The following is a 25,451-nucleotide window of genomic DNA, read 5'->3' on the forward strand; positions in this document are numbered from 1 at the left end:
GCCAGCAGCAGGGCGGTTGGGGCCAGCCTCAGCAGCCGCAGGGTGGCAATCAGTTTAGCGGCGGCGCGCAGTCCCGTCCGCAGCAGCAGTCTGCTCCGGCACCGTCTAACGAACCGCCAATGGACTTCGACGACGATATCCCGTTCTGATATCCAGACGCGTGAAACACAAAAAACCCAGACAATGTCTGGGTTTTTTTATAACAGGCTATCAGGTAATCACCATCGGCCAGTCTGGTGGGGTGTGGCTCATGGCTTCAACCATCACCACTTTAATGTTTTCCCAGACGGCGGCTATATCCACCAGCGTAATACCGAGCAAACCTGTTGCGAACCAGCATGCGGCGCCTAACCCTAACAGGGTGCTAATCACAGCAAGACCTGCGTAGTCGGACTTTCGGAACTGAATGTTTAACGTGCTGGCCAGGAACATCAAAACCGCGCTCAACAACGGCCAGCGCAGGAGCACCATGCTGGTGGTAATGGTTGCCATAAAACTCATCCTCGACAAAACAGACGAACTGGAATGAAACAATGTTTCTCGTTACATAAGATGTGTGAACTATATCACATTTGCTGTTTTATTAGCCAGTATCCGCGTGAGGTAAAAGTGGGTTTATTACCAGGGAAAATATATCGTCGTCGCTCGTATCCGCGTCTGGTCGGAATTTTTATTTTTAATTCATTCAGATAGCAAAACCTTTGCAAAACACCTTCGGCTGTATAGCGTTTACAGCAGTATGTCTATGGATTATGCTTGTGTGGAACAATAAATGTACCCGCAGAAATAATTCATCGCATTGAATTAATTGCCTTTTTTGGATTTTATATTCTTTGTTTTACACTCAGCATGCTCTTTGATTTCGTGGTCTTATTCTTTTATTCAGATATGAGTTATTGCGGTTGCTCTCTCGATTAATGACCTGCGAAAAGATAATGAAAGAACAAAGACGCGAGATTATTAACGACAGCATGCAGGCGCTGCACGCCCTGGCGAAGCTGATGCCGCAACTCAACGCGCAGTGTTCGCCGGTGGAAATGCTGGAAACCATCAACAGCGCTCTGGGGGCAAATCTCTCGTGGGTCAGTGTCGAATCCGCAGACGGGCCGCGCGTGGTTTGTGCCGGCGACGTGACGTGTCACGCCTTCAACGTGGCGGATTTTCTTGCCAGCACCCTGTTGCAGCGGCATCACCGCGCCTGGCGGGTTATCTACTGGAAAGCGCATATTGGCCGGGCGGTATTTTCCCCTCAGCACCCGGGCTATGCGCGGCTGCAAAGCGGCGTCCTGTGTAAACTCTCAGCGCATGGCAGACAGTGCAGTGGTTATTTCTTTTTGGCTTTTAATGGAAAACTTACCTCGTTGCCGATACTGAAAAATATCGTGGTGGTATTGGTTGAGAAGCTAAAAGATTATTTTGATGACATCATCGTGCGGGAAAAAACGGCGCAAGAAATGCAGCGCGTCGTCACGCAATATAAAACCTTATTTGAGCGTGCGCCGGTATTAATGAACGCCTTTGACAGGCATAACCGGTGTGTATTGTGGAATGCCGAATGCGAAAAAGTCTTTGGCTGGAGTATGACTGAAATCGACGAGCACCCCGATCCGCTGGCCCTGTTTTATCCGGATCCCGAGGAGCGACAGCGCGTGCAGGAGTCGGTTCGTTTCGCACCACTTAAGGATATGTACGAATGGCACCCGGTGCGTAAAGACGGGACGCAGTTAACGATTCTCTGGTCAAACATCCTTTTGCCGGATAACTCCATTCTCAATATTGGCCTGGATATCACCGAACGTAAAAAAGCAGAACAGCAGCTGACCGTCAAAGCCACCACGGACGATCTGACGGGCTGTCTGAATCGCTCGACAATCTTACAGCAGCTCAAAATGGCGCTGGCAGCCAGTTCGCCGCAGGATGTCAGTAGCCACTTCTGTCTCCTGATGTTCGATCTCGATTATTTCAAGCAGATTAACGATCGGTGGGGACATCAGGTTGGCGATGCGGCATTGATTCACTTTTGCGACCGTATTCGCGAGGTGAGCCCGGCCGGGTCAGCGCTGGGACGGGTGGGGGGCGAAGAGTTTGTTCTTCTGCTGGCGCGTACGGATGGTATGGCCGCTACGTTGCTCTCTTCTCGCCTGCGTGCCGCGCTGATCTCAAAACCGCTGCGTGTGGGCGATAAAACGCTGGTACTCTCCTTCAGCGCCGGGGTGGTTGAAGTCTGTCAGGGGCAACGAGATACTTCTGCCATACTGATGCGTGCCGATAAGGCATTATATGACGCCAAGCGTACGGGAAGAGGAAAAACGGTCCTGGCGTCTGATTATTTATAAATCAGCATAAGAACAAAGAGCAGGCTATTTCAGCCAGCGAATTTTCCACACCTGTCGCGGGTAATTATTTTCCTTATCAGAAACGAAATGAATACTTTTAGTTTGGCTTACGGGAAAATATTATCGGCATCACGAATTTTAGGATTTTTAATACCAAAAGTCAGTTGCTAACTTCCTATGATTCATGCAACGTAATCACCTGTTTATCAAAGCAGCCGGTCTTCATTGCTACAGGCGTACAACATGCAGGGATACAGAGCGGGAAATGAATCGTAGCGCGCGGCGCAAAATGCTCAAAGTGGTCGGGATTATCATGGTAGTTATGCTGCCGGTGATGCTTGCGCTATGGTTTGCCCAGCTTAGTGCAGTGTCGGAAATCAGCGCCCAGCTGCGCACGTTTGCTGAACTTGCTTTAAATAAAACTGAACGGGTTATTCAACAGGTTGACCTGGCCCGGAAAGACGCGGAAAAATATCAGGGCAAAGTGTGTACGCCGGAGCATCGTCAATATATGTTGAACGTTTCCCGCGGTCGCCTTTTTGTTGCCGATTTAATTTATGCTGATGGCCAGGACTTTCTCTGCTCGACCCTTTTTACGCCGGAACACCCTTACATCATCCCCGCTGCCAATTACACACGTAAACCCGACGTTGCTATCTATTATTTTCGCGATACACCATTTTTTAATGGTTATAAAATGATATATATGCAGCGCGGAAATTATGTCGCAGTGGTCAACCCGCTTTCGTACAGTGAGGTGATGTCAGACGATCGTTCCCTGTCGTGGGGAGTGTATGACACCGTCAGCAATGCATTCTTTTCTGTGAGCCAGAAAGCCAATATTTCTTTATTGCATTCGATGCTTCGACATCAGGAAACGACTTTTCAGAAAGATGACCGTTTTTATACGATCGTAAAATCAGAGCAGCGGCCCATTGCGGCCATCGTTTCAACCTCCAGTGCCCGTTTTTATAAAACGCTTTATCATCAGGCTACCCTGACGCTACCGCTAGGGATAATTTGCAGCATTATTATTCTGCTGGTGTGGTCGCGTACACACCGTGAATTCAATTCGCCTGGCCGACTTCTGCACCGGGCGCTGAATAAACGCCAGCTGTGCGTCCATTATCAGCCCATTATTGATATTAAAAATAACCAATGCGTGGGGGCAGAGGCGTTGTTGCGCTGGCCTGGATTCAACGGTCAGGTTATGAGCCCGGCGGAATTTATTCCTCTGGCAGAAAAAGAGGGGATGATTGAGCGCATTACGGATTACGTCGTGGAGGAGGTGTTCAGCGATCTGGGGCATTTTCTTGCCGCTCATCCCGATCTGTATGTCTCGATTAACCTGTCGGCGTCAGATTTCCACTCTTCGCGTCTTATCGCCCTGATCTCCGACAAAGCCCGCTTTTACTCGGTTCGAGCGCAGCAAATCAAAATTGAGGTGACGGAGCGGGGGTTTATTGACGTGCCGAAAACCACGCCGGTCATTCAGGCGTTTCGTCAGGCGGGGTATGAAGTGGCGATTGATGATTTCGGAACCGGCTACTCTAACCTGCATAACCTCTATTCGCTGAACGTCGATATCCTGAAAATCGACAAATCCTTTATCGATACCTTAACCACCAACAGCACCAGCCACCTGATTGCCGAGCACATCATTGAGATGGCGCAAAGCCTGCGGCTGAAAACCATTGCGGAAGGGGTCGAGACGGGGGAGCAGGTGAGCTGGCTGCTGAAGCGTGGCGTACAGTATTGCCAGGGATGGCACTTCGCGAAAGCGATGCCGCCCCAGGCATTTATGGCCTGGCAGCAGCAACCCTTGCGTTAACACGCATTAATTGAGCTGATGGCGGTAGTCGCTCGGCGTACGGTCAAACTCGCGGCGGAAGACGCGGGAAAAGGTCTGCTGCGACACATAGCCCAGATCCATTGCGATATCAAAAATGGGCCGCTGCGTTGAGCGTAACGCCTGCGCCGCCAGCAGGAGCCTGCGCTGGCGAATGTAATCACCCAGCGTTTGATGCATTACGGTGCGGAACATTCTCTGTAAATACCATTTCGAATAGCCCGACTTTTTAGCGACCACATCAATGTTCAACGGCTGGTCGATATGTTCATCAATCCATTCAATAAGTGTCTGAATAATTTGCTGATGCGACATAAGGTTACCCCTCTGTGGAGACATCTGTCCTGGTTGATTCGTCATTTTCTCTGCGGGGGAGTATAATTCCTCAAGTTAACTTGAGGTAAAGAGGTTTTATGGAAAAGAGATTACCGCGCATCAAAGCACTGTTAACCCCCGGTGAAGTGGCTAAGCGAAGCGGTGTGGCGGTGTCGGCGCTCCACTTCTATGAAAGCAAAGGGTTAATAAAAAGTATCCGTAACGCCGGAAACCAGCGGCGCTACACGCGCGATGTGCTCCGCTACGTGGCGATTATCAAAATTGCGCAACGTATCGGCATTCCTCTGGCCACCATTGGTGACGCGTTCGGCGTATTGCCGGAAGGACACTCGCTGAGCGCGAAAGAGTGGAAGCAGCTGTCGTCCCAGTGGCGAGAAGAACTGGATCGTCGTATTCACACGCTGGTGGCCCTGCGCGATGAACTGGATGGCTGCATTGGTTGCGGGTGTTTATCACGTAGCGATTGCCCGCTGCGTAACCCGGGTGACAGGCTGGGCGAGCAGGGAACAGGGGCACGGTTGCTGGAGGAGGATTGAGAGGTGTTTGCCGGTTAAGGCGCAGCCGCCACCCGGCAACAAACATAAAGAACTAAAGCGCCACTAAGGGCGCTTTAGTTTTTTCCGGTCTTTGTCTTTCTCTCTATCCCGCTGGCTCACGGGAGGGTTTCCCCCGACATCAGTACCCCTCGTGTCGAGCTTGTGAAGGAGGTTCCGGTTTGTACTGACACTTTAATTTTATGCCCGGCCGCCGTTTTTGCCACCGGAGACGGTGAGATTTTAGCCGAATTTTTTTCGTGAAGTTGTTCAGTTTTCTATAGTTAAAAAGTATGAATCATCGGAGAACATCATGCTAACGGTCCACCACCTTAATCAGTCTCGTTCACATCGTGTCCTCTGGGCGCTGGAAGAGCTGGGTCTGACGTACGACATCGTGCGCTACCAGCGCGAAAAAACCATGCTCGCGCCAGACTCGCTCAAAAAAGTGCATCCGCTGGGAAAATCCCCGGTACTCGAAGATAACGGACTGGTTCTGGCCGAATCAGGTGCGATTCTGGAATATCTTCAGGAAACGTACGATTCGGCGTCACGATTCAAACCGTTAGATCCCGCCCATAAAGTGCAGTATCGCTTCTGGCTGCATTACGCCGAAGGGTCTTTGATGCCGCTACTGTTAATGAAGCTGGTGTTTAACAGCCTCGGCAAACCACCCGTCCCGTTTGGCCTGCGCACGCTGGGTAAGGCGCTGGGGCAGGGGGTGCAAAAAGCGTATCTCAACCGCCAGCTGGAAACGCATGCGCGCTTTATTAACGATCATCTTGCCGAAAACAGTTGGTTTGCCGGCGACACGCTGACCATGGCTGATATCCAGATGAGTTTTCCCCTCTTCGCCCTGCTGGCGAGAGGCGGCATCGACAATCTCGACCACATAGCGGCGTGGAAACAGAGAGTGGAGGCACGTCCGGGCTGGCAGACAACGCTTGCGAAAGGCGGCCCACTGACGATCCCCGGCGAGGGATGAAATTTAACGAAATTGCGCATGGACGATAACGTTTGCGCATCCTCTGCTTAATTCTTCATCGTCATGAGGCAATTTTAGCGAAAAACGAGAAAGTTCAGTTGAAAAGGGCGGGTATTAGGCTAGATAATCGTTTGCCTTAATTTGACCACCCGTTTGTAAGCGCGGAGCTAAACGTTTGCTTTTTCTGTGACGCCCTTTCGTCGCAAACGCAACACAAGGATTTGACGTTTAGCTGGCAGTGGCGTCTCCACCTCGCTTACGGACTTCCTAAAAAACTCTCAGGGGATGTTTTCTATGTCTACGCCATCTGCGCGTACCGGCGGTTCACTTGACGCCATGTTTAAAATTTCTGCTCGCGGCAGCACCGTGCGCCAGGAAGTTGTTGCCGGTCTGACCACGTTTCTGGCGATGGTGTACTCCGTCATCGTGGTGCCGGGCATGCTCGGCAAAGCGGGCTTCCCGCCAGCGGCGGTCTTCGTTGCCACCTGCCTGGTTGCGGGTGTGGGTTCGATTGTGATGGGCCTGTGGGCGAACCTGCCTCTGGCGATCGGGTGCGCCATCTCCCTGACCGCATTTACCGCCTTCAGCCTGGTGCTGGGCCAGCAGATCAGCGTCCCGGTAGCGCTCGGCGCCGTGTTCCTGATGGGCGTGCTGTTCACCGTAATTTCAGCAACCGGCATTCGTAGCTGGATTTTGCGCAACCTGCCGCAGGGCGTGGCGCACGGCACCGGCATCGGTATTGGTCTGTTCCTGCTGCTGATCGCTGCCAACGGCGTCGGCCTGGTCATCAAGAACCCGCTGGACGGCCTGCCGGTTGCGCTGGGTAACTTCGCGAGCTTCCCGGTGATCATGTCGCTGGTGGGTCTGGCGGTGATCATTGGCCTGGAAAAACTGAAAGTGCCGGGCGGCATTCTGCTGACCATTATCGGCGTGTCCATCGTCGGCCTGATCTTCGACCCGACCGTTCATTTCTCCGGGATTTTCGCCATGCCGTCGCTGAGCGATGATAAAGGCAACTCCCTGATTGGCAGCCTGGATATTGTGGGCGCGCTGAACCCGGTGATCCTGCCAAGCGTGCTGGCGCTGGTAATGACCGCGGTTTTTGACGCCACCGGCACCATCCGCGCGGTGGCCGGTCAGGCGAACCTGCTGGATAAAGACGGACAGATTATTGACGGCGGCAAAGCGCTGACCACCGACTCCCTGAGCAGCGTTTTCTCTGGTCTGGTGGGTGCGGCGCCTGCGGCGGTGTACATCGAGTCCGCAGCGGGTACGGCGGCGGGCGGTAAAACCGGCCTGACGGCCATCACCGTTGGCGTACTGTTTCTGCTGATCCTGTTCCTCTCTCCGCTCTCTTATCTGGTGCCAGCTTACGCGACCGCACCTGCGCTGATGTACGTTGGCCTGCTGATGCTGAGCAACGTGGCGAAAATCGACTTCGCGGATTTTGTAGATGCCATGTCCGGCCTGATCACTGCGGTATTCATCGTGCTGACCTGTAACATCGTGACCGGCATTATGATCGGCTTCGCCTCGCTGGTGATTGGGCGTCTGGTCTCCGGTGAGTGGCGCAAGCTGAACATTGGGACCGTGGTCATCGCCGTTGCGCTGGTGGCGTTCTACGCGGGCGGCTGGGCCATCTGAATTGACTTTTTATGCGAAAACGGGTGGCTAAGGCCGCCCGTTTTTATTTTCAGGACTCATCCTGTTGCCTTTTACGTTACTCTGGAGAGGATAGAATAAGAGGCACGACGCCTCAGGTTTGGCTTATAAGAAACACAGCAAACAGGGAACGCATGGAAATTTTCTTCACAATACTCATCATGACCCTTGTGGTCTCATTATCCGGGGTGGTTACACGCGTACTGCCCTTCCAGGTCCCCCTGCCCTTAATGCAAATAGCTATCGGCGCGCTGCTGGCGTGGCCGACGTTCGGTCTGCACGTGGAGTTCGATCCGGAACTGTTTCTCGTGCTGTTTATCCCGCCGCTGCTGTTTGCCGATGGCTGGAAAACGCCGACGCGCGAATTTCTGGAGCACGGGCGAGAGATCTTCGGCCTGGCGCTGGCGCTGGTGGTCGTCACCGTGGTCGGGATTGGTTTCCTGATCTACTGGGCCGTACCAGGGATCCCGCTCATCCCCGCCTTTGCGCTGGCTGCCGTGCTGTCGCCTACCGACGCCGTGGCGCTGTCCGGCATTGTGGGTGAAGGGCGCATTCCAAAGAAAATCATGGGCATTTTGCAGGGCGAGGCGCTGATGAACGACGCCTCTGGCCTGGTCGCCCTGAAGTTTGCCGTGGCGGTTGCCATGGGCACCATGGTCTTTACCGTCGGCGGCGCGACCCTGGAATTCTTCAAGGTGGCGATTGGCGGTATCCTCGCGGGCTTCGTAGTGAGCTGGCTGTACGGACGCTCGCTGCGCTTCCTTAGCCGCTGGGGTGGTGATGAACCGGCGACGCAGATCGTCCTGCTGTTCCTGCTGCCGTTTGCCTCTTACCTGATTGCCGAACACATTGGCGTGTCGGGCATTCTGGCGGCGGTAGCCGCGGGGATGACCATCACCCGCTCCGGCGTTATGCGGCGCGCGCCGCTGGCGATGCGCCTGCGCGCGAACAGTACCTGGGCTATGCTCGAGTTTGTGTTTAACGGCATGGTGTTCCTGCTGTTGGGCCTGCAACTGCCGGGCATTATGGAATCCTCGCTGATTGCGGCCGAAGCGGATCCAAACGTTGAAGTCTGGATGCTGTTTACCGATATCGTGCTCATCTACCTTGCACTGATGCTGGTGCGTTTCGGCTGGCTGTGGACGATGAAGAAATTCAGCGTTCGCTTCCTGACCAAAAAGCCGATGGAGTTTGGCTCGTGGACCACGCGCGAGCTGCTGATTGCCTCTTTCGCGGGCGTTCGCGGGGCGATCACCCTTGCTGGTGTGCTCTCCATTCCTCTGCTTCTGCCGACGGGCGACGTCTTCCCGGCGCGCTACGAGCTGGTGTTCCTGGCGGCAGGCGTGATCCTCTTCTCGCTGTTTGTCGGCGTGATTATGCTGCCGATTCTGCTGCAACATATTGACGCGGGTGACTCCTCGCAGCAGCACAAAGAAGAGCGGATTGCCCGTGCGGCGACGGCGGAAGTGGCGATTGTCGCCATCGAGAAAATGGAGGAGCGTCTGGCCGCCGATGCCGAAGAGAACATTGATAACCAGCTGCTGAAGGAAGTCAGTTCACGCGTGATTGGTAATTTGCGTCGCCGTGCTGACGGACGTAACGACGTGGAAAGTTCGTTGCAGGAAGAGAACCTCGAACGCCGTTTCCGCCTGGCGGCGCTGCGCTCCGAGCGTGCCGAGCTGTATCACCTGCGCGCGACGCGGCAGATCAGTAACGAGACGCTGCAAAAGCTGCTGCACGATCTGGACCTGCTGGAAGCGTTGTTGATAGAGAATCAGTAGCGCGCTTTGCCCCCTCACCCTAGCCCTCGCCCTATGGGGAGAGGGGTTGGGGTGAGGGGTCAGGGCACCCAAAACCCCTCACAGCATTGCAACCACGCCTGCGCGCTGTGCGACAGATAGACCCCTTCACGCCAGATCATCCCCAGCTGCCAGTGCAGGTCGCTCTCCAGCGGGATCCAGCGCAGCGTGTTTTTATCCAGCCGCTCGCAGATCGGCTGCGGCAGAATGGCAATCCCCACGCCCGCCTGTACCATCGCCGCCAGAAAATCCCACTGGCCGCTGCGCACCGCAATGCGCGGCTTTACGTTGTGCTGGTTAAACAGCGCCATCAGCTGGCGGCTTAAGGCAAAATCTTCGTTGTAAATCAGCAGCGGGTGTTCGCCGAGCAGCTCGGGTTTTACTGAGTCTATCTTCAGCCAGTCGCCGGAGCGCGGCACCAGCACGCACAGCGGGTGGCTGAACAGCGGCAGCGTCGCCAGGCCGCTTTCCTCCTCTACGGGAAGGGCCGTCATGGCCACGTCCAGTTCACCGTTCATCACCGCCTGCTGCACGGTCAGGCCGCCAAATTCAGAAATTTTTAGCTCAACGCCGGGGTAGCGCTGGCGAAACAAGCTTATCGGCCCGGCCATCATCATGCCGACCATCGGCGGAATACCGAGCCGCAGCAGCCCTTTTGTCAGGTGGTTGATGTCCCCAAGCTCGGCCTCCAGCTGGCGGAACTCTGCCAGAATGGCCAGCCCGCGCTCGAACACTACGCGACCGGTATCGGTCAGCAGTAGCTTGCGCCCGTCGCGGATCAGCAGCGTACAGTTCAGCTCATCTTCGAGGTTTTTCAGCATCTTGCTGATGGTCGGCTGGGTTACGAATAACTTCTCCGCTGCGCGAGTAAAACTTTGCTGGCGAACCACCTCGACAAAATAGCGCAGCGTTCTTATGTCCATGATTATTCCTCGAAACTATACCTTCGATGATTTTAATTCATTTCAGTCGATACCGTACGCTCACTATACTGGCGCCTCGTCTCATTTCTGAGGAAAACCCCCATGGCCGTGGCGTTAAGCCGTGTTACGCCTGCCGTTGTGCAACGACTTCAGGTACCGGTTCAGGTACTGCTCTACGCGGGACTGTTTGTTTTCGCGGAATATCTTGTCGACTGGCTGCATCTGCCTTTACCCGCCAACCTGGTGGGGATGGTGCTGATGCTGACGCTGATCCTCTCTCGCGCGTTGCCCCTTAACTGGGTGCGCGCCGGGGCGCGCTGGCTGCTGGCGGAGATGCTATTGTTCTTTGTGCCGGCCGTGGTGGCGGTGGTGAATTATGCACAACTGCTGATGGTCGACGGCTGGCGCATCTTTGCGGTTATCGCCCTGAGCACGCTGATGGTGCTGGGCGCCACCGCCTGGGTGGTGGATAAGGTGTATCGCTTTGAAATCAGCAGGCAGAAGCATGACTAACTTTCAGATAAGCCTGCTGTGCCTGATTGCGACAGTCGTCATCTACTTTGCCAACAAGCGCCTGTATCGCCGCTTTCGCGCGCTGCCGCTGATGCCGTTGGTCTTTACGCCGATCCTGCTGGTGCTGATGCTGGTCTTCGGCCATATCTCCTGGCAGAACTACATTGGCGAATCCCACTGGCTGCTGTGGCTGCTCGGCCCGGCGACCATCGCCTTCGCCGTACCCGTTTATGACAACCTCGCTATTATCAGACGCCACTGGATGTCGCTCAGCGCGGGCGTCGTCACCGCGACGGTGGTGGCGGTGAGCAGCTCGGTCTGGCTGGCGCGGCTGTTTACCCTGTCGGATGAAATCCAGCGCAGCCTGGCGGTGCGTTCGGTGACCACGCCGTTTGCGCTGGCAGCCGCCAAACCGCTCGGTGGCCAGCCGGATCTGGTGGCGCTGTTTGTGGTGGTGACGGGCGTCTTTGGGATGGCGGTGGGCGATATGCTGTTTCTGCGGCTTTCTATTCGGGAAGGAATGGCCAAAGGCGCGGGATTTGGCGCGGCGTCGCACGGCGCGGGCACGGCACGCTCCTATGAGCTGGGACAGCAGGAGGGCGTTGTCGCGAGCCTGGTGATGATGCTTTCGGGCGTCACGATGGTGCTGATCGCACCGTTGGTGGCGTGGGTGATGTTTTAAGCTCCCCGGCCAGAGCGACCGGGGAGAAAAGGCTTAGTGCGCGCGGCCCTGCTCAACGCCCAGGCCAGTTTGCGAGCGGATAAACTGGGCGCGGAATTTTTCACGCTCCAGGTTACCTTCCGGCGAATTGTCGGTAGCCGAGAAGACCCAGATACCGATAAACGCCACGGCAATGGAGAACAGCGCCGGGTATTCATACGGGAAGATAGCGCTTTCGTGACCGAGGATCTGCACCCAAATCGTTGGGCCCAGAATCATCAGGATCACCGCCGTCAGCAGCCCCAGCCAGCCGCCAATCATCGCCCCACGGGTGGTCAGTTTTGACCAGTACATTGAGAGCAGAATGATCGGGAAGTTACAGCTTGCCGCAATCGAGAAGGCCAGCCCGACCATAAAGGCGATGTTCTGCTTCTCGAACAAAATCCCCAGCAGGATGGCGACGACGCCCAGCACCAGCACGGTGATTTTGGAGACTTTTAGCTCATCGCGCTCGCTCGCGCCTTTACGGAAAACGTTGGCGTAGAGGTCATGCGAGACCGCCGACGCGCCGGCCAGCGTCAGCCCTGCAACCACCGCGAGGATGGTGGCGAAGGCCACGGCAGAGATAAAGCCGAGGAACAGGTTGCCGCCCACCGCGTCGGCCAGATGCACCGCCGCCATGTTGTTACCGCCGATAAGCGCGCCCGCCGCGTCTTTAAACGCCGGGTTCGCCCCCACAAGCATGATCGCGCCAAAGCCGATGATAAAGGTCAGAATGTAGAAGTAGCCCATAAACCCGGTGGCGTAGAACACGCTCTTACGCGCTTCACGCGCATCTGACACCGTGAAGAAGCGCATCAGGATATGCGGCAGACCTGCGGTACCGAACATCAGGCCGAGACCGAGCGAGAGCGCGGATATCGGATCTTTCACCAGCCCACCCGGGCTCATGATCGCTTCCCCTTTCGGATGCACTGACATGGCTTCGGTAAACAGATTATTGAAGCTGAACCCAACGTGCTTCATCACCATAAAGGCCATAAAGCTGGCGCCGAACAGCAGCAGTACCGCCTTGATGATCTGTACCCAGGTGGTGGCCAGCATGCCGCCGAACAGGACATACATCACCATCAGCACGCCCACCAGCACCACCGCGATGTGGTAGTTCAGGCCGAACAGCAGCTCGATCAGCTTACCCGCGCCCACCATCTGCGCAATCAGGTACAGCGCCACCACCACCAGCGAACCGCAGGCGGAGAGGGTACGAATCGGCCCCTGCTTCAGGCGATAGGAGGCGACGTCAGCAAAGGTATAGCGCCCCAGGTTACGCAGGCGCTCGGCAATCAGGAACAGAATGATCGGCCAGCCGACAAGGAAGCCGAGGGAGTAGATCAGGCCGTCATACCCTGAGGTATACACCAGCGCGGAGATCCCAAGGAACGAGGCGGCAGACATAAAGTCTCCCGCAATCGCCAGACCGTTCTGGAAGCCGGTGATGTTGCCGCCCGCGGTGTAGTAATCGTTACGGGAGCGCACGCGTTTCGACGCCCAGTAGGTGATATACAGCGTCAGCACCACGAAAATCAGGAACATGATAATCGCCTGCCAGTTGGTTGGCTGGCGCTGGACCTCGCCGGTAATGGCATCTGCTGCATGGGCAGCAAAGGGAAGTGTGGCGGCGAGCGCCGTCAGAATTCTCTTCATGATGCTTTTACCTCGCGCAGAACTTCTCTGTTAAGACGATCGAATTCACCGTTCGCACGCCAGACGTACACACCCGTGAGCACAAACGAAATGATGATAACGCCAATCCCAATCGGAATACCGCGCGTGACGCTGGTACCCTCATGCAGCGGGGTGCCCAGCCAGTGCGGCGCAAAGGCGATCAGCAGAATAAAGCCGACGTAGATAATTAGCATGATGATGGAAAGCAAGAAGGCAAACCGTTGCCGTTTTTCGACCAGCTCCCTGTAGTGCGCACTATTCTCTATCTGCTGACAAATATCGTTATTCATCACAGAAATCTCCAGAAGTAAGGTTGGTTTGTTTTATCCCCTCTCCCCTATGGGGAGAGGGTTAGGGTGAGGGGAGAGGGAGAAAAAAATTATGAAGGCATTGCGATGGCCTGCTTCTCTTCGAGCAGTTTGTCCACCACGCCAGGATCCGCGAGCGTTGAGGTATCACCGAGGTTACTGGTGTCGCCTGCCGCGATTTTGCGCAGGATACGGCGCATAATCTTGCCGGAACGGGTTTTCGGCAGCGAGTCGGTCCAGTGCAGCACGTCCGGCGTGGCAAGCGGGCCGATCTCTTTACGCACCCAGTTGCGCACCTCGGTATACAGCTCTGGCGACGGCTCTTCGCCGTGGTTCAGGGTGACGTAGGCGTAGATCGCCTGGCCCTTGATGTTGTGCGGAATGCCGACAACCGCCGCTTCGGCAATCTTCGGATGCGACACCAGCGCAGACTCAATCTCCGCGGTGCCCAGACGGTGGCCGGAGACGTTCAGCACGTCGTCCACGCGTCCGGTGATCCAGTAATAACCGTCTTCATCCCGGCGCGCGCCGTCGCCGCTGAAGTACATGTTTTTGAAGGTCGAGAAGTAGGTCTGCTCGAACCGCTCGTGGTCGCCGAACAGGGTACGCGCCTGGCCAGGCCAGGAATCGACGATCACCAGATTGCCCTCGGTGGCGCCTTCCTGCGGATTGCCTTCGTTATCCACTAGCGCAGGCTGTACCCCGAAGAACGGACGGGTGGCCGAACCGGCTTTCAGCTGCGTGGCGCCCGGCATCGGGGTGATCATAAAGCCGCCGGTTTCGGTCTGCCACCAGGTGTCCATCACCGGGCACTTCTCGTTGCCGATCTTCTTCCAGTACCACTCCCAGGCTTCCGGGTTGATTGGCTCGCCCACGGAGCCGAGAATGCGCAGGGAAGAGCGGTCGGTCCCTTCGATGGCTTTATCGCCTTCCGCCATCAGCGCACGGATCGCCGTTGGCGCGGTGTAGAGAATGTTGACCTGATGCTTATCAACCACCTGGCACATACGCGCCGGCGTTGGCCAGTTCGGTACGCCTTCAAACATCAGCGTCGTTGCGCCGCAGGCCAGCGGGCCGTACAGCAGGTAGCTGTGGCCGGTGACCCAGCCCACGTCGGCGGTACACCAGTAGATGTCGCCCGGATGGTAGTCGAAAACGTATTTAAAGGTGGTGGCCGCGTAAACCAGATAGCCGCCGGTGGTATGCAGCACGCCTTTCGGCTTACCGGTGGAGCCGGAGGTATAAAGAATAAACAGCGGATCTTCCGCGTTCATCTCTTCCGGCTGATGCTGGTCGCTCGCTTTTTCAATCAGATCGCTCCACCACAGGTCACGCCCCTCGTGCCAGTCGATTTTGCCGCCCGTGCGTTTGAAGACAATGACGTTACTGATGGATTTCACGTTCGGGTTTTTCAGCGCTTCATCAACGTTTTTCTTCAGCGGAATACCGCGCCCGGCGCGCACGCCCTCGTCAGCGGTGATCACCAGCTTCGAATTCGAGTCGACAATACGCCCGGCAACCGCCTCCGGCGAGAAGCCGCCGAAGATAACGGAGTGGATCGCGCCGATGCGCGCGCAGGCCAGCATAGCCACCGCCGCTTCCGGCACCATTGGCATATAGATCGCCACTACATCGCCTTTTTTAATGCCCTGGGCCAGCAGCACGTTGGCAAAGCGGCACACGTCGCGATGCAGTTCTTTATACGAGATGTGTTTACTCTGAGAGGCATCGTCGCCTTCCCAGATGATGGCCGTTTCGTTGCCGCGTTCGGCAAGATGGCGGTCCAGGCAGTTCGCCGCCAGGTTCAGCGTGCCGTCTTCATACCATTTAATGGAGACGTTGCCCGGCGCGAAAGAGGTGTTCTTTACCTTCTGATAAGGTTTGATCCAGTCGAGGATGTGACCCTGCTCACCCCAGAACGCGTCAGGGCTGGAAACGGACTGCTGGTATTTCTCCTGGTACTGCTCCGGACTTATCAGGCAACGGTCCGCAATGTTTGCGGGAATGTCGTGTTTGTGTATTTGGCTCATGGCTTTTTTTCTCCTTGTAAGATGTTAATAATATGTCGCAAAAACGTTAATAGTAGGGGCTTTACAAGCTTTGTTTAGTATTTGGGCGACAGATCACGCAATGTCTGAAGAGTATGAAAATTGAGCGAATGAAACTTTGAAGGGAAATAATTCATCTGAAGAATTATTCACTTTTTTGAAGTGAAAATATTTTGTATAACAAACGGTTATTTATGCGAATTGCTATAAATTACCGTCAATGACACTTTTTGCAGTGAAATGCCTTGTTCTTTAAGGCTTGCGCAGCATGCCGTGCAAATGATACTCATACGGCGCGTTAAAAAATCCCATAAACCAACGCAACACAATTCATACCCTTTCAGTATGTCTCCATATTCATGCAGTTTTGATGGTGCGGAGATTTCATTGAGGAAGTCAGTTTCTATGAAAAATTTGAAAGTCAGCCTGGCCTGGCAGATCCTGCTGGCCCTTGTGCTGGGCATCTTGCTGGGCAGTTACCTCCATTATCATAGCGACAGCCGCGAGTGGCTGATTGCGAACCTTCTCTCCCCTGCGGGCGATATCTTTATTCATCTGATCAAGATGATTGTTGTGCCGATTGTGATCTCGACGCTGGTAGTCGGTATCGCGGGTGTTGGTGATGCGAAACAGTTAGGCCGCATCGGCGTTAAAACCATTCTCTATTTCGAAGTGATCACCACGGTTGCCATCGTACTTGGCATCACCCTGGCGAACGTGTTCCAGCCTGGTGCCGGGATCGATATGTCGCAGCTGGCGACGGTGGATATTTCGAAATACCAAAGCACAACCGCCGATGTGCAGAGCCATTCGCATGGGTTGATGGGGACTATTCTCTCGCTGGTACCGACCAACATTATCGCGTCCATGGCGAAGGGCGAGATGCTGCCGATCATCTTCTTCTCGGTACTCTTTGGCCTGGGGCTTTCTTCCCTGCCCGCGATGCACCGTGAACCGCTGGTGACCGTGTTCCGCTCTATCTCCGAAACCATGTTCAAAGTCACCCACATGGTGATGCGTTATGCGCCGGTCGGGGTGTTCGCGCTGATTGCGGTGACCGTAGCGAACTTCGGCTTTGCCTCCCTGTGGCCGCTGGCGAAGCTGGTGATTCTGGTGCACTTCGCGATTCTGTTCTTCGCGCTGGTGGTGCTGGGCATTGTGGCGCGCCTGTGCGGGCTCAGCATCTGGATCCTGATCCGCATCCTGAAGGATGAGCTGATTCTGGCGTACTCCACGGCAAGCTCCGAGAGCGTACTGCCGCGTATCATTGAGAAGATGGAGGCCTACGGTGCGCCGGCGTCCATTACCAGCTTCGTTGTACCGACCGGTTACTCCTTCAATCTGGATGGTTCAACGCTGTATCAGAGTATTGCAGCGATCTTTATCGCGCAGCTGTACGGCATTGACCTGTCGCTGTGGCAGGAAATCGTGCTGGTTCTGACGCTGATGGTGACTTCAAAAGGGATCGCAGGCGTGCCGGGCGTCTCCTTCGTGGTGCTGCTGGCGACGCTGGGCAGCGTCGGTATTCCGCTGGAAGGCCTGGCGTTTATTGCCGGTGTGGACCGTATCCTCGACATGGCGCGTACCGCGCTGAACGTGGTGGGTAATGCGCTGGCGGTGCTGGTAATCGCTAAGTGGGAACACAAGTTCGACCGTAAAAAAGCGCTGGCGTATGAACGCGAGGTACTGGGTCGTTTTGATAAAACGGCTGACCAGTGATGTAAAAAGCCGGGTGGCGGCTTCGTCTTACCCGGCCTACATAAGCCGTAGGCCCGGTAAGCGCAGCGCCACCGGGCAACAATTTACTCCCCGCTCAATGCATCAAACTCTTCACACCCGGTATCAAACCCTTCGGTACAGCTCAGGTTTAACCAGTAAAGCGCTTTCTGCTTATTCGGTGTGATAAAGCCTTTCTCACCCTGCCTGAACAGCATTCCTGCCCAGTACTCCGCATAGCCCGTCCGGGACAGAGCCGAACTCCGCTTGAACCACGATGCGGCCTGCACGTCATCCTGAGGAACTTCAACGCCGTTGGCATAGATCAGCCCCAGCAGCTGTTGCGCGTCTACCGCCGAGTCGCTATCGATGTCTTCGGTCGCCGATTGCAGCAGTGCGATGGCCTGCGGGTAGTCGGTTTTGCCCGCCTGCGTGTTCACCAGCACACGCGCCAGCATGATCGCGCCGCGTTTGCTGCCCGCAATGTTTGCCTGTTGAGCCAGGGCTTTAGCCTGCGCATAGTCACCCTGCGAAAAGTGGATTTGCGACAGCAGCGCCATGGCGTCGACATCACCGCCTTTTGCCGCTTTTTCCGCCCACAGCGCCGCCTGCGCGCTGTCGCCGGAACTGAACCAGGTATCGGCGAGATAATACTGCGCGCGCGCATCGCCCGCTTCAGCCTGCTTTTTATACTGGCTGCCTATCTCATCGGCATGGGCAAACGCGGTTAAAAATAACAACATCAGAAAAAGGATTTTCATGGATTCTTATCATCTGGGTACACGCCGCGCAGTATAATCGCGGCGACAGAAGAAAAAAACGGGTGCGTTAAGACCTCAGCATCCCACAAGCCGGGCGGAACACGCGTTCCGCCCGAAGAGGTTAGCCTGCGTTACAGGCTAATTTCGCCGCCACCTCCTGATGTTCACTCTTTATTGAAAACTCGCAGAGCCTGCCGCGAGTAATAAAGGTAAAGATCACTATCGTCAGGCAAACAATAAAGACGATGCCTAACGCAGTTTTTAAAGGCGTCATGCCTTTTACTCCTTGTCAAAAAAAGAATAAGAGGCTACTCTCAACTTGTTGGAGTTGAGGGAGTAGCCTCGGGTAAATGAAAATTTCCCGGGGCTTTCTACTTTCTGTCCCTCAACAATGCTCAAGACAGAAAGTCTTAAGCACCCGCCGCACATCTTATCCCTCTGAATTAAAATGCAAAGATGTAATTCTATTCTGCGTAAATTACATTATTTCTGCGAGCCGCTTTCCAGAATAATAATTTCTATTTCTTATGAATTAATCGGAAATAAAAAGGGAGTGAATATATCACTCCCTTTATTCAACGATAAATTAACGGCTTCAACCCATTGCGCTTTCGCGCAGTCGGGCTTTCAGCTTGTTATATTCGTCGATCACATACTGTTCCGCAGCGTGTTGATCCGCAATGGGCTCCACGTTTACGGCGCAGTATTTATACTCCGGCGTTTTGGTTATCGGGCTTAAGTTCTCGGTCACCAGCTCGTTGCAGGCGCCAATCCACCACTGGTAGGTCATATAGACTGCCCCTTTGTTCGGACGGTCGCTGACCTGCGCGCGGGTAATGATGCGGCCTTTACGCGAATTCACCCACACCAGCGCTTCATCTTCAATACCGAGCCGTTCGGCATCGGCGGTGTTGATCTGCGCGTAACCCGGTTCATCCGCCAGCGCCGCCAGCGCGGCGCAGTTGCCGGTCATGGAACGGCAGGAGTAGTGGCCCACTTCACGCACGGTGGAGAGCACCATCGGATACTCGTCGGTGAGCTTATCGATCGGCGCGACCCAGTCGCAGGTGAAGAACTGCGCCAGCCCGTTCGGGGTGTCGAACTTCTCTTTAAAGAGGTATGACGTCCCCTGATCGGATTCTGACTCATCCCGGCACGGCCACTGGATGTAGCCCAGCTCACCCATTTTTTCATAGGTTGCCCCATAAAAGTCCGGGCACAGATGCCGCAACTCGTCCCAGATCTCCTGGGTGTTGTTGTAGTGCATCGGGTAGCCCATGCGGGTGGCGATTTCGCTGATGATCTGCCAGTCCGTTTTCAGATCCCATTTCGGCTCGACGGCCTTGAAGAAGCGCTGGAAGCCGCGGTCTGCCGCCGTATAGACACCTTCATGCTCGCCCCAGGAGGTCGACGGCAAAATCACATCCGCCGCTGCCGCGGTTTTGGTCATAAAGATATCCTGAACAATCACCAGCTCCAGATCCTCAAAGCCTTTGCGCACTGCGGACAGTTCGGCGTCGGTCTGGAGCGGATCTTCACCCATGATGTAGGCCGCACGCACTTCACCGTGCGCCGCGCGGTGCGGCAGCTCGCTGATGCGATACCCGGTGTGTGCCGGCAGGCTCTCCACGCCCCAGGCCTTCGCAAACTTCTCGCGGTTTTCCGGGAATTTGACGTACTGGTAGCCCGGATAGGTGTCCGGCAGCGCGCCCATATCACACGCACCCTGCACGTTATTCTGACCACGCACCGGGTTCACGCCCACATGCGCTTTACCCAGATTGCCGGTCAGCATGGCGAGGCTGGTGAGCGAGCGCACGGTTTCCACGCCCTGGTAGAACTGGGTCACACCCATGCCCCACAGAATAGCGGCGGTTTTCGCCCCGGCATACATTCTGGCCGCTTGACGAATCTCCTGCGCGCTGACGCCGGTTATCGCTTCGACGGATTCAGGCGTATAGCCCTCGACTATTTTCTTATACTCTTCAAAGCCTTCTGTACGGGTCGCGACAAACGCCTGATCGTACAGGTTCTCCTCAATAATGACGTGCCCCATCGCGTTCAACAGCGCGATGTTTGAGCCGTTTTTCAATGCAATGTGCATATCCGCAATGCGCGCGGTTTCAATTTTGCGCGGATCGCAGACGATGATTTTCGCCCCATTCTGTTTAGCGCGAATAACGTGGTTCGCGACGATAGGGTGAGAATCCGCCGGGTTATAACCAAAGATGAAGACGAGATCGGTATTATCTATCTCGTTGATGGCATTACTCATTGCGCCGTTACCGACCGACTGGTGCAGACCTGCAACCGATGGGCCGTGTCAGACGCGAGCGCAGCAGTCGACGTTATTGGTACCAATAACGGCGCGCGCGAATTTTTGCATCACATAGTTGGTTTCATTCCCGGTTCCGCGTGAGGAGCCGGTGGTCTGAATCGCATCCGGGCCATACTTGGCCTTGATGGCGCTGAGGCGCGTGGCGACGTAATCCAGCGCTTCATTCCAGGAGACGGCTTCCAGCTTGCCGCCGCGCTCGCGGCGGATCATAGGGGTTTTCAGGCGCGGGGTGAGGATTTGGGTATCGTTAATAAAATCCCAGCCGTAATATCCTTTCAGGCACAGCGTGCCCTGATTGGTTTTACCCTGCGCCGCTTCCGCCCGGACGATTTTGCCGTTATTGACCACCAGGTGGATCTTGCAACCTGAGGCACAATAAGGGCAAACCGTGACGACTTTTTTCATCACTTTGCTCCAGTTAAACAGTTCTTACCTGCCCAATATGCAGCTTCTATGCCATGTTTTTATTATGGGTATTTCCTGACTTTACGACCCTTTGCGGGGCAAAACCCTGACGAAAAACAGCCAATCGTCAAAATTGACGTGTCGAAAGGGCAGGGGATGTGACATGGATTGAATTTCCGTCACGTAAAAAACAATTCGGCTGGAGCCGGCGGCAGAATGGTTCAGACTTAACATAATTCCCTGACGGAAGCATGCGATGAAACCGGCGATTCTGGTGGTTGACGATGATGTCGCAGTCTGCGAACTGCTACAGGATGTGCTCAGCGAGCACGTCTTTACCGTACTGACGTGTCACTCTGGGCAGGACGCGGTGAACCGTGTCCAGCAGGACTCCGGCATTGCGCTGGTTCTGCTGGACATGATGCTGCCGGATATCAACGGATTACAGGTTTTACTGCAACTGCAAAAGCAGCGACCATCGCTACCGGTGGTAATGCTGACGGGGCTGGGAAGTGAATCAGATGTGGTCGTCGGGCTGGAAATGGGCGCTGATGATTACATCGGAAAACCGTTCAATCCGCGCGTGGTGGTCGCCCGCGTTAAGGCGGTGCTGCGGCGTACCGGCGCGCTGGACGCGGAGCCTGCCGCGCCGCGCGTTGAAGGTATTGCCTTTAACGGCTGGACGCTGGACACCACCCGCTGCGAGCTGAGCGATCCGCAGCGTAATACCGTGCCGTTAACACAAGGCGAATATGGCCTGCTGCTGGCATTAACGCAAAACGCCCGCCGGGTACTGAGTCGTGAACAGCTGCTGAAGCTGACCCACAGCGAAAGCGCCGAGGTCTTTGACCGCACTATCGACGTGTTGATCATGCGGCTACGGCGAAAAATTGAGGTCAATCCGCACCAGCCTCTGCTGATCAAAACCATTCGCGGTCTGGGCTATGTTTTTGCCACGGACGTTTCCCATCATGAGAAAGCCGCCTGACCGTTCTCCTGAATAAACGCCTGAAGCTCGGCCAGCGTTTTCGCGCCGTCAATTGCATTAGCCGCCAGCAGGCTGGCCCGCGCGCAGGCGTGCGCCAGATAAATACTCTCCGTCAGCGGCAGGGATTCATGGCAGCCGTATAAAAAGCCCGCGCAAAACGCGTCGCCCGCGCCGACGCTGCCGATAATCTCGTCCTGCGTCAGCTTCCACGACGGAACCCATTGCCCTTTTTCACCCGGCGCTTCACCCCATGCCCCTTCCGGACAGTGGATCACCACCCGCTGTCGCACGCCTGCCGCCAGCAGTTGTGTGGCAGCGTCGGCGATATGGGCCATGTTCAGCGCATCATGGCCGTCACGGATCTCAAGCCCGCTAAACTCACCGGCTTCCAGCTCGTTAATCACCAGATAATCAAGATGGCGCAGGGCAGGGAGCACCAGCGGCTGATAGCGCGGATCGCCCTTGCGGGACACCAGATCGAGCGAGGTTTCATACCCCTGATCGCGCATCTGTGCCAGTAACCGCGCGCTGCGGGTGCCAAATTCCTCGTCCGGCATGTCCAGGCTGTCGAGCAGCAGCAGGTAGCCGAGATGGAAGATCTTCAGCGATCCGTCTAAACGATCGAAGGCGGGAAGATCCAACAGGCGGTTGGCGCCCGGCGAGTGGAAAAAAGTGCGCTGTCCGCTGGGGTCGGTCATCACCTGCGACATCGACGTTGGGGCGAACGTTGTACGCTGCACGCGCTGGCGATTGACGTGATACTGGTCGAGCATCGCCAGAATATAGTCTCCGTCGCTGTCTTCCCCAATCAGCCCCACCGCCTGTAACGGCAGGCCGACGTGCATTTTCGCCAGCGTCAGCAGAACGTTGAGCGGCGCACCGCCGGTTGAGCGCTCACTGTGGGTGATTTCCGCCAGCCAGCCGCGCTCCGGCCACTGTACGATCTGGTGGACGTGATCCACCAGCATGTTGCCTGCGGCGATAATCCCTTTGCGTTCCATTATGCCTGCCCCGCGCTGCCGAAGATGCGCATCTGTTCCGCAACCGTATCGGTAATGGCCTCTTCAATGCCCAGCAGCAGCTCTGCAAATTCATCGTACAGCGGCTGGCGGTTTGCCATGCGCTGCTCAACGGCGGCGAGCGCGGCCTGCGACATGCCGGTATAAAAGTTGATTTTATGAATGCCCAGCTCGATGGCGCGGCGGAAATCAGTATCGCTTATGCCAGAGCCGCCGTGTAAAACCAGCGGCAGGCCCGTCTGCTGTCGAATGGCGTCCAGACGCGGGAAATCAAGCTTCGGCTCGCCCTTGTATTTGCCGTGCGCGTTGCCAATGGCGACCGCCAGCGCGTCGATACCGGTTAAATCGACAAACTCGCGCGCCAGCTGCGGATCGGTGAAGAAGGCTTCATCCGCATGCCCGTAAAGCGCACCCCCTTCATCACCCCCGACCGCGCCCAGCTCCGCCTCTACCGAGACGCCCACCGCATGGCACATCTTCACCACTTCCCGCGTCTGGCGGATATTTTCCTCATAGCTCAGCGTCGAGCCGTCGAACATCACCGAGCTGAACCCTAAGCGCAGGGCGCGCACGACGGCCTCAAAATGCAGCCCGTGGTCGAGGTTAAGCACCACGGGAATATCGTGACGGGCGGCTTCGAACTTCACTGCTTCGACAAGCGACTCCAGAGACACGTACTTAAAATGCACTTCGGCGATGTTGATGATGAACGGCGAGCGTTCCTGTTTCGCGGCGGCAAACAGCGCACGCAGGAAGTGGGAGTCGAGCACGTTGAACGCGCCCAGGGCGTAGCGGTGTTCCCTGGCGTGGGCCAGACCATCGGCAAGAGAAATCAATGGCATCATTCACTCCTTATATCCGAAACAGGTTGTACTCGTTGCACAGCACCAGCACCGCCGGTTCGTCTTCTTCAATGGTGTTGTAGCGGTCAATGGGCTGTAAAAAGTGGTTGTCGTGTTCATCGTCATTGACCGACGACACTTCGCCCACCAGCACGTCGCCAAAGCCGCGTTCACCCCAGAAACTGTGGTACAGGCCGGGCGTCAGGCAGATGCTCTCCCCTGGTGTGAGGCGCAGCTGGCTGCCGGGCGCGTGCGTCTGCCGACAGCCGTCGACGGTAACGGTCACGTCGGTGTTTTCGGTCTCTTCATGCGCGCCCGCATTCCATAACTCAATAATCAGATTCCCGCCGCCGCGGTTAATGATGTCCTCCCGCTTGCGCCAGTGAAAATGCATCGGCGTCACCTGGCCGTCGCGGACGTGCATGATTTTTTCGGCATAGCACTTTTCATAGGGCACGCCGTTGGGGGAGCCGTTGCGCAGGGTGAACAGCGTTAACCCCTGTGCAGCGAAGTTGTTGCCACCAAATGCCGTCACGTCCCAGCCGAGTCTGAGGTCAAACACCTCCTGCCATGCGGCCTGGTCAAGCTGCTGCCATTTTGTCGGCGGAAAGCTGGCAAAAGGCGGGAGATGCACGTCGTGCATGGAGAAGAACTGCCGCGTATGGCCGAGGATTTCATTGATGTCGGAGCGTTTCATGGGGACTCCTTGAAAACAGTTCCCTCTCCCGGTGGGAGAGGGAAAAGGATCATTTAACCGTCCACCCCTTATACGTGCCGACGTTCTTTTTATCGATCATCGTCACCGGGATCAGCACAGGCTCTTTCGGCGCAGGTTTGCCCTGAAGAATGTCATAGCCGATCTCCACCGCCTTCGCCGCCATCACCTGCGGATCCTGCGCTGGCGTCGCCACAAACAGGGAGTTTTCGCGCTTCAGGGCTTCTTCACCGTCCGGGCTGCCATCCACACCAACGATAAAGAACTCGTTGCGCTGCGCCTGCTTCGCGGCCAGATCGGCGCCGATCGCGGTAGGATCGTTAATCGCGAATACGCCGTCTATCTTCGGATTAGCCGCCAGCAGGGAGGTCATGACCTCCAGCCCGCCTTCACGGCTGCCTTTGGCGTTCTGGTTATCCGAGAGCACTTTGATATCCGGGTGGCGCCTGAACTCGGTCTGGCAGCCCTCCACGCGGTTTTGTACCGCAGAAACCGGCGGCCCGTTGATGATCACCACGTTGCCTTTACCTTTCAGGCGGTCGGTAATGTACTTACAGGCCATCTCACCCGCCTGGGTGTTATCGGAGGTGATGGTCGCATCGGCTCCTTCCGCCGCCACGTCAACCGCCACGACCACGATCCCCGCCTCTTTGGCGCGTTTTACCGCCGGGCCGATCCCTTTGGAATCCGCGGCGTTGAGGATGATCATGTCCACTTTCGCCGCAATGAAGTTATCAATCTGCGACACCTGCTGGCCCAGATCGTACCCGCTGGAGACCAGCGTCACCTTGACGTTGTCCCCCGCCAGCTTGCGCGCTTCCAGCTCGGCACCTTTGGTGATCTGCACGAAGAACGGGTTAGCCAGGTCGCCCACCGTCACGCCGATGGATTTCAGATCTTTTGCCTGCGCAAACGGGGTTGCGGCCAGCAGCGCGCCAGCACAGAGCGCGGTCACTAAGGGCTTCAATCTCATGCTGTATTCCTCACGT

General features: G+C 56.0%; 23 protein-coding genes and 1 pseudogene. 11 read left to right on the forward strand and 13 right to left on the reverse strand.

Annotated features, from left to right (window positions below):
* A pseudogene (ssb1, locus tag DD606_RS16200) lies at positions 1 to 149 on the forward strand (single-stranded DNA-binding protein SSB1); the annotation flags it as partial.
* Positions 150 to 210: 61 nt separating this feature from the next.
* Here ssb1 and DD606_RS16205 read toward each other — a convergent pair.
* Positions 211 to 492 carry a YjcB family protein gene (locus DD606_RS16205; RefSeq protein ID WP_003860282.1) on the reverse strand — a complete coding sequence of 94 codons (282 nt, stop codon included), beginning with the start codon at positions 490 to 492 and terminating at the stop codon, positions 211 to 213.
* A 443-nt stretch (positions 493 to 935) separates the two neighbouring features.
* Between DD606_RS16205 and DD606_RS16210 the strand changes: the two genes are divergently transcribed.
* Together DD606_RS16210 and DD606_RS16215 are read left to right on the forward strand one after the other, a co-directional pair.
* Complete coding sequence (locus tag DD606_RS16210) at positions 936 to 2,336, forward strand: sensor domain-containing diguanylate cyclase (RefSeq protein ID WP_003860281.1); 1,401 nt, start codon at positions 936 to 938, stop codon at positions 2,334 to 2,336.
* A gap of 265 nt (positions 2,337 to 2,601) precedes the next feature.
* Complete coding sequence (locus DD606_RS16215; RefSeq protein ID WP_003860279.1) at positions 2,602 to 4,167, forward strand: EAL domain-containing protein; 1,566 nt, start codon at positions 2,602 to 2,604, stop codon at positions 4,165 to 4,167.
* Between the two features lie 6 nt (positions 4,168 to 4,173).
* On the opposite strand, the gene soxS is transcribed toward DD606_RS16215, so the two are convergent.
* Positions 4,174 to 4,500, reverse strand: a complete 327-nt coding sequence (gene soxS, locus DD606_RS16220) for a superoxide response transcriptional regulator SoxS (RefSeq protein WP_003860277.1) — start codon at positions 4,498 to 4,500, stop codon at positions 4,174 to 4,176.
* Positions 4,501 to 4,598: 98 nt separating this feature from the next.
* Between soxS and soxR the strand changes: the two genes are divergently transcribed.
* From soxR to DD606_RS16245, 4 genes are all read left to right on the forward strand, one after another.
* Positions 4,599 to 5,057 carry a redox-sensitive transcriptional activator SoxR gene (soxR, locus tag DD606_RS16225; RefSeq protein WP_003860275.1) on the forward strand — a complete coding sequence of 153 codons (459 nt, stop codon included), beginning with the start codon at positions 4,599 to 4,601 and terminating at the stop codon, positions 5,055 to 5,057.
* 310 nt (positions 5,058 to 5,367) lie between these two features.
* Positions 5,368 to 6,039 carry a glutathione S-transferase family protein gene (locus DD606_RS16230; protein ID WP_003860274.1) on the forward strand — a complete coding sequence of 224 codons (672 nt, stop codon included), beginning with the start codon at positions 5,368 to 5,370 and terminating at the stop codon, positions 6,037 to 6,039.
* A gap of 294 nt (positions 6,040 to 6,333) precedes the next feature.
* Entirely contained in the window at positions 6,334 to 7,683 is a 1,350-nt protein-coding gene (ghxP, locus tag DD606_RS16235; protein WP_023315228.1) for a guanine/hypoxanthine transporter GhxP, read from the forward strand.
* 152 nt (positions 7,684 to 7,835) lie between these two features.
* On the forward strand, positions 7,836 to 9,482 hold the full coding sequence (locus DD606_RS16245; protein WP_003860270.1) for a Na+/H+ antiporter: 1,647 nt from the start codon (positions 7,836 to 7,838) through the stop codon (positions 9,480 to 9,482).
* Between the two features lie 59 nt (positions 9,483 to 9,541).
* On the opposite strand, the gene DD606_RS16250 is transcribed toward DD606_RS16245, so the two are convergent.
* The gene (locus tag DD606_RS16250) at positions 9,542 to 10,423 is read right to left on the reverse strand and encodes a LysR family transcriptional regulator (protein ID WP_003860268.1); all 882 of its coding nucleotides are present in this window, start codon (positions 10,421 to 10,423) and stop codon (positions 9,542 to 9,544) included.
* A gap of 102 nt (positions 10,424 to 10,525) precedes the next feature.
* Here DD606_RS16250 and DD606_RS16255 point away from each other — a divergent pair, with 102 nt between their 5' ends.
* Complete coding sequence (locus tag DD606_RS16255) at positions 10,526 to 10,936, forward strand: CidA/LrgA family protein (protein WP_003860266.1); 411 nt, start codon at positions 10,526 to 10,528, stop codon at positions 10,934 to 10,936.
* Entirely contained in the window at positions 10,929 to 11,618 is a 690-nt protein-coding gene (locus DD606_RS16260) for an LrgB family protein (RefSeq protein ID WP_032661181.1), read from the forward strand. Before DD606_RS16255 ends, DD606_RS16260 begins: the two co-directional genes overlap by 8 nt.
* 33 nt (positions 11,619 to 11,651) lie before the next feature.
* On the opposite strand, the gene actP is transcribed toward DD606_RS16260, so the two are convergent.
* From actP to acs, 3 genes are all read right to left on the reverse strand, one after another.
* Positions 11,652 to 13,301 (reverse strand): cation/acetate symporter ActP, encoded by a 1,650-nt coding sequence (gene actP, locus DD606_RS16265; RefSeq protein ID WP_045346544.1) that lies wholly within the window; start codon positions 13,299 to 13,301, stop codon positions 11,652 to 11,654.
* A complete protein-coding gene (locus tag DD606_RS16270) occupies positions 13,298 to 13,612 on the reverse strand; it encodes a DUF485 domain-containing protein (RefSeq protein ID WP_032608251.1) in 315 nt (104 codons plus the stop codon). The genes actP and DD606_RS16270 overlap by 4 nt, the downstream gene beginning before the upstream one ends.
* Before the next feature lie 89 nt (positions 13,613 to 13,701).
* Positions 13,702 to 15,660, reverse strand: a complete 1,959-nt coding sequence (gene acs / locus DD606_RS16275) for an acetate--CoA ligase (protein WP_022650235.1) — start codon at positions 15,658 to 15,660, stop codon at positions 13,702 to 13,704.
* 423 nt (positions 15,661 to 16,083) lie between these two features.
* Here acs and gltP point away from each other — a divergent pair, with 423 nt between their 5' ends.
* Entirely contained in the window at positions 16,084 to 17,397 is a 1,314-nt protein-coding gene (gltP, locus tag DD606_RS16280) for a glutamate/aspartate:proton symporter GltP (protein WP_048241532.1), read from the forward strand.
* An 83-nt stretch (positions 17,398 to 17,480) separates the two neighbouring features.
* Here gltP and DD606_RS16285 read toward each other — a convergent pair whose 3' ends face one another.
* From DD606_RS16285 to fdhF, 3 genes are all read right to left on the reverse strand, one after another.
* Positions 17,481 to 18,155, reverse strand: a complete 675-nt coding sequence (locus DD606_RS16285) for a tetratricopeptide repeat protein (protein WP_003860254.1) — start codon at positions 18,153 to 18,155, stop codon at positions 17,481 to 17,483.
* A 121-nt stretch (positions 18,156 to 18,276) separates the two neighbouring features.
* On the reverse strand, positions 18,277 to 18,429 hold the full coding sequence (locus DD606_RS16290; protein ID WP_003860252.1) for a Hok/Gef family protein: 153 nt from the start codon (positions 18,427 to 18,429) through the stop codon (positions 18,277 to 18,279).
* A 321-nt stretch (positions 18,430 to 18,750) separates the two neighbouring features.
* The gene (gene fdhF / locus DD606_RS16295; protein WP_077870377.1) at positions 18,751 to 20,898 is read right to left on the reverse strand and encodes a formate dehydrogenase subunit alpha; all 2,148 of its coding nucleotides are present in this window, start codon (positions 20,896 to 20,898) and stop codon (positions 18,751 to 18,753) included.
* 256 nt (positions 20,899 to 21,154) lie between these two features.
* Here fdhF and DD606_RS16300 point away from each other — a divergent pair, with 256 nt between their 5' ends.
* Positions 21,155 to 21,886, forward strand: a complete 732-nt coding sequence (locus tag DD606_RS16300; protein ID WP_003860246.1) for a response regulator — start codon at positions 21,155 to 21,157, stop codon at positions 21,884 to 21,886.
* On the opposite strand, the gene DD606_RS16305 is transcribed toward DD606_RS16300, so the two are convergent.
* The 4 genes from DD606_RS16305 to DD606_RS16320 are packed head-to-tail and all read right to left on the reverse strand — an operon-like array spanning position 21,868 to position 25,435.
* The gene (locus tag DD606_RS16305; RefSeq protein ID WP_003860244.1) at positions 21,868 to 22,887 is read right to left on the reverse strand and encodes a carbohydrate kinase family protein; all 1,020 of its coding nucleotides are present in this window, start codon (positions 22,885 to 22,887) and stop codon (positions 21,868 to 21,870) included. The genes DD606_RS16300 and DD606_RS16305 overlap by 19 nt on opposite strands.
* Positions 22,887 to 23,747: a ketose 1,6-bisphosphate aldolase gene (locus tag DD606_RS16310; RefSeq protein ID WP_003860242.1), complete on the reverse strand. Its 861-nt coding sequence runs from the start codon at positions 23,745 to 23,747 to the stop codon at positions 22,887 to 22,889. Before DD606_RS16310 ends, DD606_RS16305 begins: the two co-directional genes overlap by 1 nt.
* 10 nt (positions 23,748 to 23,757) lie before the next feature.
* Positions 23,758 to 24,444, reverse strand: a complete 687-nt coding sequence (locus tag DD606_RS16315) for a D-lyxose/D-mannose family sugar isomerase (RefSeq protein ID WP_050871348.1) — start codon at positions 24,442 to 24,444, stop codon at positions 23,758 to 23,760.
* A gap of 49 nt (positions 24,445 to 24,493) precedes the next feature.
* Positions 24,494 to 25,435: an ABC transporter substrate-binding protein gene (locus tag DD606_RS16320; RefSeq protein WP_003860240.1), complete on the reverse strand. Its 942-nt coding sequence runs from the start codon at positions 25,433 to 25,435 to the stop codon at positions 24,494 to 24,496.
* Positions 25,436 to 25,451: the final 16 nt, after the last annotated feature.

Source organism: Enterobacter cloacae complex sp. GF14B, assembly GCF_004136805.1.
Taxonomy (GTDB): Bacteria; Pseudomonadota; Gammaproteobacteria; order Enterobacterales; family Enterobacteriaceae; genus Enterobacter; species Enterobacter hormaechei_C.